This is a genomic window from Desulfosarcina sp., from assembly GCF_046496365.1.
Classification (GTDB): domain Bacteria; phylum Desulfobacterota; class Desulfobacteria; order Desulfobacterales; family Desulfosarcinaceae; genus Desulfosarcina.
Genome location: NZ_JAWOHB010000187.1, coordinates 17,903 through 34,011 on the forward strand (window position 1 = coordinate 17,903; position 16,109 = coordinate 34,011).

At 55.1% G+C, this 16,109-nt stretch carries 16 protein-coding genes; 7 read left to right on the forward strand and 9 right to left on the reverse strand.

Features of this window, described 5'->3' with window-relative positions; translation table 11 throughout:
• Position 1 precedes the first annotated feature (1 nt).
• Together R6V78_RS18630 and R6V78_RS18635 are read right to left on the reverse strand one after the other, a co-directional pair.
• A complete protein-coding gene (locus tag R6V78_RS18630; RefSeq protein ID WP_410290893.1) occupies positions 2-1,534 on the reverse strand; it encodes a two-component system sensor histidine kinase NtrB in 1,533 nt (510 codons plus the stop codon).
• Positions 1,535-1,543: 9 nt separating this feature from the next.
• Positions 1,544-1,747: a hypothetical protein gene (locus tag R6V78_RS18635; RefSeq protein WP_410290894.1), complete on the reverse strand. Its 204-nt coding sequence runs from the start codon at positions 1,745-1,747 to the stop codon at positions 1,544-1,546.
• A gap of 306 nt (positions 1,748-2,053) precedes the next feature.
• On the opposite strand from R6V78_RS18635, the gene R6V78_RS18640 reads away from it, so the two are divergent.
• Positions 2,054-2,563 carry a hypothetical protein gene (locus R6V78_RS18640; protein WP_410290895.1) on the forward strand — a complete coding sequence of 170 codons (510 nt, stop codon included), beginning with the start codon at positions 2,054-2,056 and terminating at the stop codon, positions 2,561-2,563.
• Between the two features lie 64 nt (positions 2,564-2,627).
• Here the strand turns inward: R6V78_RS18640 and R6V78_RS18645 are convergent, their stop codons facing one another.
• The 5 genes from R6V78_RS18645 to R6V78_RS18665 form a co-directional block, all read right to left on the reverse strand.
• Positions 2,628-3,101 (reverse strand): flavin reductase family protein, encoded by a 474-nt coding sequence (locus tag R6V78_RS18645; protein ID WP_410290896.1) that lies wholly within the window; start codon positions 3,099-3,101, stop codon positions 2,628-2,630.
• A 97-nt stretch (positions 3,102-3,198) separates the two neighbouring features.
• On the reverse strand, positions 3,199-4,275 hold the full coding sequence (locus R6V78_RS18650; RefSeq protein WP_410290897.1) for a hypothetical protein: 1,077 nt from the start codon (positions 4,273-4,275) through the stop codon (positions 3,199-3,201).
• Positions 4,276-4,300: 25 nt separating this feature from the next.
• Positions 4,301-4,774, reverse strand: coding sequence for a universal stress protein (locus R6V78_RS18655; protein ID WP_410290898.1), 474 nt, complete (start codon positions 4,772-4,774; stop codon positions 4,301-4,303).
• 46 nt (positions 4,775-4,820) lie between these two features.
• Complete coding sequence (locus R6V78_RS18660) at positions 4,821-5,768, reverse strand: serine/threonine protein kinase (protein WP_410290899.1); 948 nt, start codon at positions 5,766-5,768, stop codon at positions 4,821-4,823.
• Between the two features lie 135 nt (positions 5,769-5,903).
• Positions 5,904-6,146, reverse strand: a complete 243-nt coding sequence (locus tag R6V78_RS18665) for a hypothetical protein (protein WP_410290900.1) — start codon at positions 6,144-6,146, stop codon at positions 5,904-5,906.
• A gap of 197 nt (positions 6,147-6,343) precedes the next feature.
• Between R6V78_RS18665 and R6V78_RS18670 the strand changes: the two genes are divergently transcribed.
• From R6V78_RS18670 to R6V78_RS18685, 4 genes are all read left to right on the forward strand, one after another.
• Complete coding sequence (locus R6V78_RS18670) at positions 6,344-8,065, forward strand: bifunctional sulfate adenylyltransferase/adenylylsulfate kinase (protein WP_410290901.1); 1,722 nt, start codon at positions 6,344-6,346, stop codon at positions 8,063-8,065.
• 253 nt (positions 8,066-8,318) lie between these two features.
• Positions 8,319-9,299, forward strand: a complete 981-nt coding sequence (gene galE / locus R6V78_RS18675) for a UDP-glucose 4-epimerase GalE (protein ID WP_410290908.1) — start codon at positions 8,319-8,321, stop codon at positions 9,297-9,299.
• Between the two features lie 204 nt (positions 9,300-9,503).
• Complete coding sequence (locus R6V78_RS18680) at positions 9,504-11,786, forward strand: tetratricopeptide repeat protein (RefSeq protein ID WP_410290902.1); 2,283 nt, start codon at positions 9,504-9,506, stop codon at positions 11,784-11,786.
• Positions 11,787-11,788: 2 nt separating this feature from the next.
• Positions 11,789-12,937 (forward strand): coiled-coil domain-containing protein, encoded by a 1,149-nt coding sequence (locus R6V78_RS18685; RefSeq protein ID WP_410290903.1) that lies wholly within the window; start codon positions 11,789-11,791, stop codon positions 12,935-12,937.
• A 50-nt stretch (positions 12,938-12,987) separates the two neighbouring features.
• Here the strand turns inward: R6V78_RS18685 and R6V78_RS18690 are convergent, their stop codons facing one another.
• Positions 12,988-13,257: a hypothetical protein gene (locus tag R6V78_RS18690; protein WP_410290904.1), complete on the reverse strand. Its 270-nt coding sequence runs from the start codon at positions 13,255-13,257 to the stop codon at positions 12,988-12,990.
• Between the two features lie 15 nt (positions 13,258-13,272).
• On the opposite strand from R6V78_RS18690, the gene R6V78_RS18695 reads away from it, so the two are divergent.
• Positions 13,273-14,871 (forward strand): AAA family ATPase, encoded by a 1,599-nt coding sequence (locus R6V78_RS18695; RefSeq protein WP_410290905.1) that lies wholly within the window; start codon positions 13,273-13,275, stop codon positions 14,869-14,871.
• A 61-nt stretch (positions 14,872-14,932) separates the two neighbouring features.
• Complete coding sequence (locus R6V78_RS18700) at positions 14,933-15,358, forward strand: PilZ domain-containing protein (protein ID WP_410290906.1); 426 nt, start codon at positions 14,933-14,935, stop codon at positions 15,356-15,358.
• 50 nt (positions 15,359-15,408) lie between these two features.
• Here R6V78_RS18700 and R6V78_RS18705 read toward each other — a convergent pair.
• On the reverse strand, positions 15,409-16,109 hold a 701-nt coding region (locus R6V78_RS18705), incomplete at its 5' end, for an alpha/beta hydrolase (protein ID WP_410290907.1).

The window sequence follows — 16,109 nt, forward strand, 5'->3', positions numbered from 1 at the left end:
TTTATCCGCTCCCGCGGCCCTTGTTGACGGGAAGGGTAATTTTAAAATATGCGCCGGGAACCCGGCGATTCTTGACATCGATCCGCCCTCCGTGGGCGTCGATGATTCGGTGTACATTGCTCAGCCCCAATCCCGTGCCGCTGCTTTTGGTGGTGAAAAAGGGTTTGAAGATTTCCGGTGCATGCTTTCTGGATATGCCATGGCCTTCATCCTTGATGATGATCTCGACCTCGCCTCGGCTCCCCGACCCGAAACGGGTTTGAATCTCTGCTTTGGATCCATAGGACGATGCCTCCAGGGCATTCAGGAGAATGTTGATAACTGCCTGCCCCAGCTTTTCCCCGTCGGCCTGAATGGTCGGAAGATCCGGATATAGAGCGGAAACGATCTCCATGCCCGCCTCTGCAAATTTCATGTCCAACAGGTCCAGTGACGCCGCCACGATCGTGTTGATTTCAACCCGGCCCAGTTTGATCTGAAGGGGTTTGGCGAAGTCGAGCACTTCTTCCAGAATACGCTCCAGCCGGTTCACCTCTTTGGCTGATATGTCGATGCGGCGTTGATCGTTCCCTCTGATCTGGGGGTTTTTTTTGAGAATCTGCAGGTTCATTTTGATGGCAGAGAGCGGATTTCTGATCTCATGGGACAAGGAGGTGGTGATCTGACCGATGGTGGCCATCCGTTCGCTCTCACGCATCTTTTTCTCCAACCGAACCCGGTTGGTGATATCGCGGCAGATGCCGATTCTGGAGATGCTGTTGTTGTATCGGGCCACCTTTGACTGAATTTCCGTCGGAAATGCCTCTTTGGTTTTCGTCAGCCGGAGGTACTCGACCATTCGCGGGCCGGTCTGTTCCGACGTTCCGTTTTTGTTGGTCCCGACTAGCTTCTCCAGCTCCCCGGGCGCAACATAATCAGAATATCGGCTGCCCAGGACCTCATGCAGCGCATAGCCGTGCATGCTGCAGAAGGCCTGGTTGGCAAAAACGATCACCTGGTTTTGAACCACGAAGTAGCCATCGTTGATCTCCTCCACCAGTGTTTTGTAATTCAATTCCGATTCAACCAGTTCGGCCGTCCGTGCCTGGATCTCCGCCTCGAGCAACCGGTTGTGCTCGAGAATTTTTTTCTCATGCATGGCCTGGAAATAATCGCTGAAACGGTGGATGGTGTAGTTGAGGCAGTCGTTCATCCGGACAACGGAATCGGAAAACTCGGCCAGGGTGGTTTCCGTTATGAGAAGGTCGATGGCCAGTTTGCGAAAAAGTTCAAATGCTTTTTGAACGTCGGAGAGCAGAAATCCGGATTCAAGACGCATTTTTGTGATTTCGGTGATGAAAGCGTTGATCTTTTTATAATCATTGCAAAGGATTACATCCACTTCAGCGTCGAAGGCCTTGGAAACCGTTCCCATCAGTTCCTGGCGCGGTCTGGCGGCGTATTGCTCACCAACCTCTGTTTTCAGCAGTTCAACCCACCGGGAGATCATTAGGTCACGCCGGGAATAGAAGAACGTCGACAGACTAAAACCCACGGAACACTCCTATACGATGCCTGGGCGTTGCACGATACGCTGAACCGATTCTCCCCGGCAAACCGAAACCATCATCAGGTCCATTAAAATCCATAGGAATGCATTGACCTTGCCGTGAACCCTGTGGGAAAGTAACAGCTGGTTGGCTGACAGGGTGATGAAAAGCTGTTGCGCTTGGCCCCAGGGCATCCACTGCCAGCTTAACATGCGCATTGAACATTCCAAAACGCTTTTTAAGAACTGGGTCCCGTCTGCGGTCCGGCGACATCGCCTGTTCCCATGGATCGGCAGCTGGCGTTGACGCTTGTGAAAAGGACCGCCGGCCGCCACCGCTGGTTTACGCGAGCTTAGTACACGATGGCATGCAGATGCTGAAATATTTATCGGATTTGGGACTGCCCTTCAACAGGCGACCCCAAATCACCGCACATAAAAAAACGCTTAACAAGCAAAGGCCTCATGATGCTACAGCAGGATTTGCATATCCATACAACCTATTCAACAGGTGACAGCTCAGTCGTGCCCGAACAAACGGTTAGCCTGATCGTGGCAATCAAACATGCCAGGAATGTGGGGATCAGCGATCATTTCGAGTATGTGTTGGATGGCGTTTTCGAAACATACGCCAGAGAAATTCGTCAGGCCGGGCTGAAGGTCGGCGTTGAAGTGGATGGACACACCTGGGTCAATGAAGCCGCGGGATATAATGTCGATTATTATATTGTTCACTGCCGGGATCGGGATGCCGACTATCGTTCCCTGGACAGGCTGCTTGCGACTGGTAAGCCGGTCATTGTCGCTCATCCCAATGCGCTGGATACCAACCTGAGCCGCATACCCACCGAGTGTCTGGTCGAAATCAACAACCGTTATGTCTGGCGTACGGATTGGAAACCGTATTACGGGCCCTTCAAGGATCGCTTTAAGTTCGTGCTCAGCTCGGACGCTCACCAGCCGAACTGGCTCGGCCAGGCCGTTGCTCAGCATGCGGCTGCGCAGCTGGGTGTAAAAGAGCATCTGGCCTTCTAGAGACCCACCAAAAGCACCAGGCACTGACCGGGTGGGGCATCGGTCATGCCCGAACCGGCTGGGTTTATGATTTGCCCAGGTAGCACCCATGATAATCCAAGGTGCAAAGCGGCCTATTCTGCGCATTGAAAACTGAGCGGACCACCTCTCCCACGAAGAGGGTGTGATTGCCCGGTTCCAGGGTTTGCATGATGCGGCACTCCATGCAGCCGATGCAATCGGCCAGGATGGGACAACCGGTCACCCCATCGCTCCAGGATAAGGATTCAAATTTTACCGCCGGGTCGGGGCCCTTGAAACGGGCCACCAGGTGCGTTTGACCGTCGGCGAGGATGTGCAGGGCAAAACAGCCGCTTTGGGCCAACAGCACGTGGGTGTAACGGTTGGGGTGAACCGCCACCATGATCAGGGGCGGTTCGTAGGATATCTGGCTCACCCAGGAAGCGATCATGCCGTTGACGATGCCTTCATGCCGGGTGGTGAGGAGGTAGATCCCGTAGGTCATGTGGGCCATATTTTTTTGCAGGTCTTCGTTCATCATTCGCTCCTGACCGGTGAAATGATCCAATTCTCGGCGGCTTCTCAGAAACTCCGTTGTCGAATCCGTTGGATGGGGTCGATTGCCCGTGCAACAATCAACCCAATATCTGTAAAATTGCGGCGGCAATCTGATCGGCCCCATTGACCCCTGCGGGTCGGCGGTGTTCCATGGAAAGCAGTTCGTGAGCCTTCAAGATCCATGAACCGTCGCTCAGGGTTGCTTCCGAGACCGTCATGCCGGCCATGTGGTGATCGATGAAGGCGCCCAGCGGGCCCGATTCCCTGAAATTCCAACGGCTGACGTACCCGAACGGCACACCGGCCCAGTAGACTTCGGCCAATGTGCTGTAGCCGGTCTTTCCGACCACGGCGTCTGCGGTAGCCACCAGGTCGGGATGAAAAAACCTGGAGCGATGGGGAAGCAGGATGGCACTGCCCCGGATCTCCGGAATTTCAGCTGCCGACGGTACCAGGAAAAAGACTCCCCGGGGTCCTTGGATACTTTCTAAGGAGGGCAACCGGAAAGGGATGCCGCCGGTGGTAACCAGTACGATCCGCCCCCCGGAGCCCAGACCGAGATTTTTACGCGTTTGGGAAGCGGGTGTGCGCGGTTTCCGGCTCACCGGAGATGAAGTCAGGTCAGCGCGGCAGGGTCTGCAGACCGGTTGGGTTTGAAAGTGATAATCCACACGGGCAAACACGCTTTTCAGGTAATCGATGTGCTTTGAAAATGCCGGGTGTTCCGGAGCATAGGCTTCGTAGATCCAGTCCCAGGTGAAATTTTCCACCAGCAGACAGGGGATGCCGGCTTTTTTGGCGGCGACAATTCCCATGGCTGCGATGTCGCATACTACCAGTTCTGATTGTCCCTTTTTCAGCATTGCGGCAAGGCGGTTGATGCTTTCACGGCCCAGGGGATAGAAATCATGGAGCCGCTTCAAGGTTTGCTCAAGGTCGGCGGCGAAGGGGGTTTCCTGCACCAACCCGATGTCCGTCGGCAGTGCATGATAGATGAACGGGCAGGTCAGGGAGTCGTCGAAAAACCATTCCGGCACCTGGGTAAACAGTTCAAACTCAATGCGGGGCGCGAGCCCGTGAAGCGCTTCGATGATCGCCGCCGCTCTCGCAGCATGGCCGAAACCGTGTGGTGTGATGAAATATGAAATTCTCATGAGTAAACCCACGCGATTGAAAACGTCATCCCACCACCCAGACGGCGCAATCTTTGGCATGGTTGACGATCTTGCTGGAGACGCTGCCGAAGAGAAACGCCTCTTTGCGGGAGATACCCTGGCGTCCCACCACGATGGTACCATAGTCCTTCTTGCCCCGCTCGTTCAGAATACACTCGGCCATGGAGGGGCAGTATCGCAGGGTGGATTGGGTGGCGACGCCGTCTGCCGGAAAGCCGGCATCCAGGAGAATGCGGCGGTACTTTTCCAAGGTTCGGCCGATGCGTTCCCTGTAGTTGTCGAGGTATTTGTCCTTCTCCTCTTTTTCGGGGAAATAGTCCTCTTCCGGGTCGGGGATGATGTGCAGGATCGTGACCTCGAAACCCGTTGTTTTGCCCAATACGTGACCCACATACCGGACCGCCTGCTCCGCGTTGGCTGATTCGTCCACGGCAATCAGGACCTGATTGTTAAAGACCGCATGATTCGCATGGTTCATGGGAACCCTCCTTTTTGCATGGGTGTGCTGTCCTCCGTGGATCTTCTCAGGCACTGGATTCGGTCAGCTGCCGTCGCGCGTCTTTCAAATCCGTGATCAGTTGGTCGGTTTTTTCGTAAAACCAGCTGCTCTCCTTGGAAAAGTGCCTTAGTACTTGGTTCAGCGCTTCGGGAACGTAGGGGTAGATTTTTTTGAGATTGGCCACCCGGTTATGGAAGACGATATTCATATCTCCTTCTGTGAGGCGGGTCAGGGTATCGGGGCTTTTCTTTTTGAGATCATCCAACAAAATATCCCCCTTGCCCACAATGTACATCAACACATTGCCCAGCCCGAAAAGGTCGTAGCCGTAAATGTTTTCCCGGTGGCGGTAGTTGAAGTCGAAATCGATCCAGCGGTAATGGTTGGCCGCCCGGTCAACAAGGATGTGATCCCTGCGGATATCCCCGTGCTTTTCGCCGTTTTCGTGCAAAAAACGGATCGCTTCGGTGCATTCGATGAAGTTGTCGAGGATCCCCGGGAACGCGCCATGAAAATAAGTTTCATGGGTCTCCTGGATGTCGGCAACGATGTCATGCAGGGTTTTGCCTGGGATGTAGTCGAGGACCCGGATCGTATTGCCTTTTTCGTCGCTGGTCGAAAATCCCTGCATGAAGCTGGGATGATTGCGGACCAGTTCCAGAATGCGTGCTTCCTTGCGGGGGCTGCGGAAGCATTCAAACTGAATGCCGCCGATGGTTGCCTGGAATTTTTCATAATAAACCAGCTTGATGATCTTCAACTCGCCGCTTGATAAATCCAGGGAGCGCTTGACCCAATATTTGACATCGTCGTCCAGGCCGAAGCGGCCCTCCTTGGCATTGTTGCGGATGAGATAGGGCGTGCCTCCCAACAAAAGGATATCGCCATAATCGACATTGAAGAAATCGGAGGTGTCCGTCAGGATGCGCATCCCGCTGGCCTGTCCGATGGATGGCATCCAGCGCAGTGCCATCTGGTGAATTTCTTCCCGCGAAGGGGAGGGAGACATGGCGGGCATCGATTACCTTTCGCTCGTGACCGATAGGCACGTGCATAGACCACGGATTGAAACCGGCAGGCAACAAAATATAGATTAACCGCCTGCATGTCAATCCGGCCTTGGGTTTGCTCCTGGACCATTGGGACCATTGCCCATGGCGGGGACTGCATGTAATGGCAACGGATCCACACGAACGGGCATGAGGGGGTAGTGCATCAATTTAACCGCAACAGCATTTATTTTGACCTGTGGGTCAAGTTTGACCATCACGGGGACGAAATAAAGCTCAGGAAGCACGGGGTTTAAATGGTTTTCAACGCTTAAATCCTTGATAGTTTGATGAAAAAACAATATATAGTTCCGGAAAACCTGATCGCACAGGCATACACGGCATCGTTCGGGCCAAGCCGGCGATCTGCCGCCCTAAAAATTTTACACGCAGGCGCTTGGCTTTGACTGCGTGTTCACGGGCGCTGGGGCCGGAGATGAAATCAACCCTTTCCGGATGGAGACCCAACGGGCAGCCCAGTTGAGGATGATGCATCGATATGACTGATTTTTACGCAAGCGACAGCAGTTACCACGGCGGGCAATGGGTCAATTTGCTGGTTGATCCCGAGCGCTCGGCATTGCTCAAGAAGATCTGCACCGATCTGTCCAGCATCACCTTGAATGACCGGCAGCTCTGCGATTTTGAATTGCTCACCACCGGGGCTTTCTCCCCGTTGACCGGTTTCATGAACCGCAGCAACTACGAGTCGGTTCTGGATCGGATGAAGCTGCAGGACGGAACCCTGTGGCCGGTTCCCATTTGCCTGGACATCTCCGAAACGGTGGCCAGACCCTTGGAGGCCGGGCAGTCCGTGGTCATTCGCGACCCCGAAGGCTTTCTGCTGGCGGTGATGCATGTGGAAGACATCTGGAAAGCCGACAAGGATAAAGAGGCGGCGCTGTTATACGGTACGGCGGACAAATCCCACCCGGGCGTGGCCGATCTGTTTGGAAACACTGCTGCGTACTACATCGGCGGAAGCCTGGAAGTGCTGAGTCTGCCGCTGCATTTCGATTTCAAGCCGCTGCGCATGACCCCGCCGGAAGTGCGCGGGCTTTTCAGGAAGCTGGGCTGGAATCGCATCCTTGGTTTTCATACGGTCAACACGATCCACCGGCCGGAATTCGAGGTGGCCATCCGCGCCATGCAGAAAAGCCGCGCCAATCTGCTGCTGCTACCCGGTGTGGGGATGACCGGCCCGGGTGATTTCGACTACTACACCCGTGTGCGCTGCTACCGCCATGTGATTGGATACTTTCCCCCGGAATCCGCGGTGATGAGTCTTCTGCCGGTATCCATGCGAATGGCCGGCCCTCGCGATTGGCTGCTCCAGTGCATTATCGGGAAAAATTATGGCTGCACCCACTTTATCGTTGGTCATCAGCATGCCTATTCGGGCACATCCAACGGTGCGCTGTCATTTTATGACGACGACACCACACGGGCCATGGTTCAGGAATCGGCCCAGGCGCTGGGTATGTCCATTGTTCGGTTTGAGGAACTGGTCTATCTGCCCTTTGAAGATGAATTTTTTCCCAGGGATCAAGTCGCCCCGGGAACCGAAAGCATATCTCTAACCAGCCTTGACATCCGTGAACGCATCCGCAGCGGCAGAAAAATCCCCCGCTGGGCCACCTTTGCGGAAGTGGTCGCAGAGCTGAAAAAAGCCTATCCATCACCATCCAGGCAGGGATTCACCGTTTTCTTTACCGGTCTTTCCGGCGCCGGCAAATCGACCATCGCCCGGGTGCTTTATGCCAAGATGCTGGAAATCGGCAAGCGTCCGGTCACGTTGTTAGACGGCGACATCGTGCGGCTGAATCTTTCCAACGAACTGTCCTTTTCCAAGGAACATCGCGATATCAACGTGCGGCGCATCGGCTTCGTGGCCAGCGAGATCACCAAAAACCGGGGTGTTGCGATCTGTGCACCCATTGCCCCTTACGCGGCCACGCGGCACGAGATCCGTGCCAATATCGAAGCCTGCGGCGGTTTTATCGAGGTTCATGTGGCCACGCCGCTGGATGTCTGCGAAAAGCGGGACCGCAAAGGCATGTACGCCAAAGCCAGGGCCGGGCTGATCAAAGGCTATACAGGCATCGACGACCCCTATGAAATCCCCGAGGCCCCCGAAGTGCGGGTGGATACCACCGGAAAAACGCCCGATGAGGCGGCCCAGGAGATACTGATCTATCTGGGACAGAAGCGGTTTATTTAGGGGGGGGAGAGGGGGGAAAGTTGGACGTCGAACGCTCAACGTCCAACGTCTTTTAAACCACAACATCCAACGCCCAACCTCGAATGAAGGGCGCAGGGCGGAAGAGCGGAAGTCGGGAAGAGACGAAGAGGAAAAGAGACCGAACCCCAGCGCTGGTATGCGGGTGAGGCAACAACAACGATATGTGGTAGGCAAAGCGCTTGACTGGTTGGTTACTGCGAACCAACTCAACCAACTCAACCAATTCAAAACCATGCATAAAAAAATTCTCGTTGTCGGCGGGGCGGGTTACATCGGATCTCACATGGTCAGACGACTGGTCGATTGCGGCCGCGAGGTGGTCATCCTGGACAACCTGTCCACCGGCAGCCGGCGGCTGGTTCACCACGGCGAGTGGGTTGAAGGCAATTTGGGAGACATCGATCTGCTGAACCGGTTGTTCAGCGAGCACGCCTTTGAAGCGGTCATGCACTTTGCCGCATTTTCCCAGGTTGGCGAGTCGATGCAGCAGCCGTTGGCCTATTACCGCAACAATCTGGCCCAGACGCTCGTGCTGCTGGATGCCATGCTGCGCCATTCGGTCAAGCGGTTTATTTTTTCATCCACGGCTGCCGTTTACGGTGAGCCGCTGGCGATTCCCATTACCGAAGATCATGCCTGCATACCCACCAATCCCTATGGCAACACCAAACTTGCCGTGGAGCGTCTGCTGGCCGATTGTGATGCGGCCCATGGTATGAAATATACGGCCCTGCGCTATTTCAATGCCGCCGGGGCCGATGAATCCGGCGAGATCGGCGAACTGCACGATCCGGAAACGCACCTGATACCCATCGTACTCAAGGCGGCCGCCGGCCAGATTGACCACATACAGGTATTCGGTACGGATTACCCCACCACGGATGGTACTTGCATCCGCGATTATGTGCACGTCAACGATCTGGCCCAGGCCCATCTGCTGGCCCTGGATGCCCTGCTGGAAGGCGGCATGAGCGCCATTTATAACCTGGGGAGCAGCCATGGATATTCGGTCAAAGAGGTGATCGGCCAGGCGGAAAGGGTGACCGGGAAAGCGATACCGGTCCTGGCGGCGCCCCGCCGGCCCGGTGACCCGGCAATCCTGGTCGCCAGTTCTGAAAAGATCAAACGCGAGCTCGGGTGGTCGCCGGTATATGAAGATCTTGAAAAAATAATCCGGACCGCCTGGCACTGGCATCTGAAGCAGGCCGGCTGAGTGGGGCGAACAGGTGGCTGTTGCGATTATGCTTGGATTGCCATATAAAATGACAGGTTCATCGATCAGCCGGCATGTGGGGTTCTGGGTGGTAGGTTCTGCTGGCGCGCATACCACATGGGGTGTGTCCGCATTCAAACCGTGTCATTCCCGCGGCGGCGGGAGTCGACTGGAAAAGTGCTAAACCATCGGGGGAGATATTTTATGAAGCGCTGCACTGCAAGCATTGGGGCAATCGTGATCGTATCGGCACTGCTCTGGACCGGATGTTCATCCGACGAAGAAAAGAAGGTGTCCCATTTCGAAAAAGGGAACACCTATTATGAAAAAGGCGAGTACAAGAGCGCTGAATTGGAGTTTCGCAACGCCATACAGATCGATCCTGAGTTCGTGGATGCCTACGAACGGCTGGGGGAGACCTATCTGAAGCTTGGCGACCCGCGTGGGGCCTTCCGGGAATACGCCATGGTCGCCAAACTCGATCCGGAAAACATTGATGCGGCCCTCAAGCTGGCCACATTTTACATGCTGGGCAAAAAAACCGATGAATCCCGTGAAAAGGTCGACGCGGTGCTGGCCAAAGAACCCAACAACATCGAGGCGTTGTTTCTGATGGCCGGCCTCTATGACCTGGAAAAAAACCTCTTCGAGGCGGCGGCCGTCTTTGAAAAGATCCTGGATCTGGACGGCAAACAATCCCGCGCCTACATGGGGCTGGCCCGGGTTTACGCCCGCCAGGGCAAGTTCGATGAGGCCGAGTCCCAGTTGATGAGTGCGGTTCACCTGGATCCCGAGGAGATCAAACCCCGGCTTGAACTGGTGCGCTTCTACACGGGCCGCAAAGCCTATGACCAGGCCCTGGCCCAGCTTGAAAAAACCATCCAGTTGAACCCCGACAATGCTGACCTTTACATTATCCTGGGCAACTTCTACTTCCAGATGAAAGCACCAGCCGAAGCGGAACGCGCCTATCTCAAGGCGATCGATATCACGCCGGGTGACATCAAACCCTACATGGTCGCGGCCGGCTTTTACGACGCGTCCAACGACGCAGACAAGACCCTGGCCATGTACCAGAAGGCGCTGGCGATCAAGCCCGCAGACATCAACATCATGACGACCATGGCCGGCTTTTTCCTGAAGCGTCAGCAGATGGAAGCGGCCGAGGAGTATCTGGGCAAAGTTCTCGGGGAAAGACCTAATTTTTTTCCTGCACGGATGATGAAGGGCGAAATTGCGGCCTTCAGGAAAGATTTTACCGCGGCCATCGACCTATTCGATCAGTTGATCAAGGAAGAGCCGCGTTCTGCCAGAGCCTACTATCTGAAAGGATTTTCCCATCTGGGCAAGGGTGAAACCCAGCTAGCCAAGACCTCTCTGACCAAAGCCGTCGAACTCAACCCCAACGACCTGAAAGCCAAGATGCTGCTGGGCGACATTGCCCTGCGGGACCGTAATTTTGAGAGCGCCGAGAAGCAGAGCCTCGAGATCCTGGCCGTCAATCCCAGGGATTACCGCGCCCGAATGATGCTGGGCAACGCATTGATGGCCCAGGGGAAATCCGCCGAAGCCGAGGCGGCCTTCAAGGCCCTGATCGACGAAGATCCTGAGAATCCAACCGGTTACTATCGACTGGGCCTGCTGCAGCGCAGCGTCAAAGATTACGATGGTGCCCTGAACAGTTTCAATGCCGCCCTGACGCGCAATCCCATGCTGATGGATGTGTTCACCAATATCGTTCTGGTGCATGGGGCCCAAGGCCAACTGGATGTGGCGCTTAATAAATGCGATGCCCATTTGAACGCGGTCGGCGACTCCAGCGTCCACAAGGCGATCCTCTACAACCTGAAGGGCGGTCTGTTCCTGGCCCAGAATAAAACCGATGCGGCAGAAAAGGCCTTCGAGACCGCCATACGCGAAAACCCGGATTTCATGCCCCCGTACTACGCCCTGGCCAAAATCTACCTTTCCGGCCGGCAGCAGCAAAAGGCCATCGACCAATACATGGCCATCCTGGAGAAAAATCCCAACCAGGCTGGACCGCACATGCTGCTGGGCACGATCTATGACATGCAGCAGCAATACGACTTGTCCGAAAAACATTACCGGGCCGCCCTGGAAATCAATCCCCAGTTTGCCCCGGCTGCCAACAACCTGGCCTATCTGCTCTCATCGCGGGAGGCCAGCATCGATGAGGCCCTCAAATTTGCCCAAATAGCCAAGGAAAAGCTGCCTGACGACCCCAGTGTGATGGATACGCTGGGTTGGATCTACTACCGCAAAGGCCTTTATGGCAATGCGGTCCAGGAATTCACGGACAGTCTGGAGAAGCTGCCCGACAACCCAACGGTGCACTATCATCTGGGGGCGGCCCTGTTCAAAAAAGGCGAGAAGGCCAAGGCCAGATCGTCCCTGGAAAAGGCGCTGGCACTGGACGGGAATTTTGACGGTGCCGATGATGCGCGGCGGATGCTTGCAGAAATTTAAACATGCGCCACCTCCCATTCAAAGCCCTGATTCTGTGCGTGCTGCTGCCGCCGCTGGTGTATGTATTTTCAATCCAGCTGCTCGAAAAGACCATCCATGCACGCTATAATGCCGAACTGGCGGCTGTCTACACCGGCGATGACCGTCAGTTGTTCGACGGCAGCGTAAGACTTCAGGAAGTCATCCGGGAGAATGTCGACGCGTTCATGTCCAGCCGAAGACTGCCGGCCTGGGGTGTCCGCGTTAATGTCACGGTCAAGACGCACGACGGGATTTACCTATACCCGGATGCCTATGACAATCCGAAATCCGATTTGAGCGCGCCGGACAGCTTTGCCGTTGCCAGGGAAAATTTCAGGCTGCTCAATGAGGGACTGATCAAAACGATCGACGTTGAAATTGAACACAATACCCTGCTTGCCAACGCGATCCTGGCGGCATGTGTGTTGGTCTCGCTCATGGTCCTTTTTGGGTTCTACCGCCGCGGCATGCGCCTGCTTCACCAGGAGGAGCTGGCCAGACAGGAAGTCATCGACGATCTGGCCAGCGGACGGCAGAAAAGTCTGACGGAATTGGAGCGGCTGAAATCCCAGCGTGTCAGCCTCTCCCGAAAAATTGAATTGATCAACGCCGAACTGGACCGTGAACGGGAAAAATCCTCGGCTGCCGAAGAGGAGATGATGGACGAACTGGTGGCCCTTGAAGAGAAAATCAGCCAGAATCTGGACCGGCAGGATCGACAGCTTCAGGAAATCGATGAATTAAAGCAAAAAATAAAGCAATTTGAAAAGGACAATGAAGCCAAAAACCGTCAACTCCGAAAAAACGCCGATGCGGTCAGAAAACGCTTCGGTGCACTTTATAAAAATACGGCCTTTCACGACCGGGCCGTCGAAGGGGTTGCCGAACTTTCCGAAGCGATGAAGATCAAAGCGGAGGAGGTGATTCATCAACTCAACGATGATCCCAAAATGGTTCCGATCAAGCGCAAAGTCTTTGGCAAGAAAAACCGCGCAACCGTCTTCGAAGTGATTTTTGCCTACAAGGGCAGGTTGTATTTCAGAAATATCCCCGGCAGCCGGGTGGAGGTGCTGGCTGTCGGAACCAAATTGACCCAGAACAAGGACCTGGCTTTTCTGGATAAGCTTTGACGGCACCGATGCGCATACCTGCTGACCGTCCGGATCGAGACGGTTGTGGTTCAGACCGAGGCCTCGGTGACGTTGAGACCGCAGGCGCGGCGGGGCCGCGTCATGGATTCCAATGCCGCGCGAACGACGGCCTGGGCCGAAAGCGGTTGTTTTTGCATGGACACGACTTGACGAACGCCTAAAAAACCTGTTTTACTCAGATTTACAACCAAACCCGACGTACCCGAGAAACCACCATGTATCTTGATTTTTTTAAATTGCATCGCAAGCCTTTTCAGATAAGTACGGACCCAAAGTTTCTCTGGCTGGGCGAAAAGCATAAGGAAGCCCTGGCCGTGCTGAAATACGGTATTCTTGACAACAAGGGGTTCTTGCTGCTCACCGGGGACGTGGGTACCGGGAAAACGACCCTGCTCAATGCACTCACCGACAGCCTGGGTGACGATGTGCTCGTGGCCATGGTCGCCGATCCCGGCCTGGCGAAAATGGACTTCTTTAATTTTGTCGCCGATTCCTTTGGAATGAACAGAAGCTTCAGAAGCAAGGGTGATTTCCTCATTTATCTGAAAAACTACCTGCTTCAGCTTAACCAGCAGAACAAACAGGCGCTTCTGATTATCGACGAATGCCAGCACCTCACTCAGAAAATGCTCGAAGAGGTCCGGCTGCTCTCCAATATCGAAAAATCCAGCACCAAACTGATCAACATCTTTTTCGTGGGGCAAAGCGAGTTCAACAATATCATTCTGCGCCCCCAAAACCGGGCAATCCGCCAGCGGATCACGATCAACTACAACATTTCGTCGCTATCCGAAGCCGAAACCAGCCAGTACATCCGTTTTCGCCTGGCCGTTGCAGGCTCCGACAATTCAATCTTTACGTCCGCCGCCATTCAGGCAATCTATCAATTCTCCCACGGGTATCCCCGCTTGATCAATATCATCTGCGACCAGGCCCTGCTGACCGGTTTTGTCAGGGAGAAGTCGCACGTGGACGAGAAAATTGTCCTCGAGTGCGCCGATGAACTCAAAATCAAGCCGCAGGCATCGATCGAAGCAAGCGACGCCACTCCGGAGGCCCGGACGGAAAATATAACCGCTCAGGCACCCCAGGCAATACCCGCGTTGACCGGCTGGTGGCAAAACCAGTCGATGAAAACGCCCCTTTTGGTTGCACTGGTTGTGGTAATGATCATCTGGATAGGTCTGCTGGGCACCTTTATTTTTAACCGGCAGCCGTTAAACGCCACAAGCAGTTCGGCGGACAAAACCGCATCGCCTGAAACCGAACCTGAACGGGAAGTTGCCCAAAAGACGCCTTCCCTTGCAGCGGATCGGCAAACCGGTGACGAGGGCGCAACTGGCAGCGGCAAACAACCCCCCAGCCGCGAAGGCGATCCGGGAACCCAGGAATCTGCGGGCAACAAGGCCCAGGCAGCCGCCCCGGATTCCCAGGAGGCGGCAGATTCCACGGCCAAGCAGGCGGCGGCCGGGGGCGCACAGACGGACCAACGCGGCAGTGCCGCACCTTCAGCCCCGGTCCCTCAACGTTTGCAGGTTCCAATCTCACTGAGCGATATCCGTGAAACCTACGGCCTCTATCCTGAAGTTTACTTTGGATTCAATTCCAACAATCTGGATGACGCAGCCTACGAACTGCTGGACAAGATATCCGGTTTCTGCCTGCAACACCCCGAGACCATAATTATTTTGCGGGGGTATACCGATAAGTCCGGGGTGCGTAACTACAATTTAAAACTTTCCGAATTCCGTGCGGATATGGTAAAAACCTACCTGGTTGGTAAAGGTGTCAACGTCGACACCATCACCACGATTGCGGTGGGACCCGACGAAGAGGGGCCTGGCGGGACCAAGGTTCCCTACGATGGGCAAAGACGCAAAGTCATTATTGAAATCATAACACCCAGCGCGTGACGGGCAAAAAGAAAAGCGGGGTGTGGAGTTGTTTTTTGGCGGGGCCCTGAGGCAGGTTGTCATGGATAAGACCGATCGGCCGGAAGATGTAAACAGATTGACGCAACGCCTGATTCAGGCCGTGGCCAGGCTGACTCCCCAGCGCAAGCAAATGCTGGACGAACTGCTGCAAGAATGGGAAAGGCTGGATTACCGTGAAGATTCCAGGATTGCCTGCTTTTTGCCGGTGGATTACTCGACGAGTGACCGGGTTTACCAGGACTTTATCAACAATTTGAGCCAGGGCGGGGTTTTTATTGAAACCATGTCCCCATTTCGCGCCGGGCAAGCCATTTCGCTGACTTTTTCCCTGCCCACGGCGCAAAAAACGTTCAAGATTTCCGGGGCCATCGTCAGAACGGAAGAAGATGGCATCGGTGTTAAATTCACCAAGAAACTGACCCCCTACCAAAAGGAATTGATTCACAGCGCGGTGACCCGCAAATAAACGTTTTGGTTGCATGAACCGAACAAAGGCACTGCCGTACCGGCAGTGCCTTATTTTTTGGGTAGGGCCCCACGGCAGTCTGCAAACCATTGCACGGCTGCCTGCAGAAACTTTTTCTGGTGGGCCGCGCTGCTGACCCGATGGTCCCCGCCTTGTAAGATCAGCTTTTTTTTTGGGTCGCAGGCCAGGCGGTAGATCGTGTGGGCATTTTCAACCGGAACGGTGGCATCCCTGCTGCCGTGGATGACCAGAATGTGACCGATGGATGCAATCGCAGCGGTGATGTCGAAGGTCAGGCGCCGCCTGAAAATTTCATTTTTCAAGGATTGCGGCGAATCTTCAGGCAATCGGATGGACCGGCTGTGTACGGGTGCCGCCAGGGTGACCGTGGCAAATGGTGAGATGCCGGTTGCCGCGGTGAGACAGACTGTGCCCCCCAGACTGCTGCCGAAAAGGCCCACGGGAATGGTTTGGCCCAACCGGTTGTGGATGGCCTGGACAGCGGCTACCAGGTCTGATTTGCGGTTCTCCAGGGTGGTGTCGGATTCGAAAACGCCTTCACTTTGACCGCACCCCCGATGGTCAAAGCGGAAATAGGCCATGCCCGCGGCGGAGCAGCCGCGGGCCAGCGCAATCTGTTTGGGAGAGTTTTTATCGGCCATCAAACCGTGGCAGCCGACGATCACAGCCCATGGCGCCGGGTCCGGCAGATGAAGCACACCGGACAGGCTGAGACCGTGGGCGACAAATG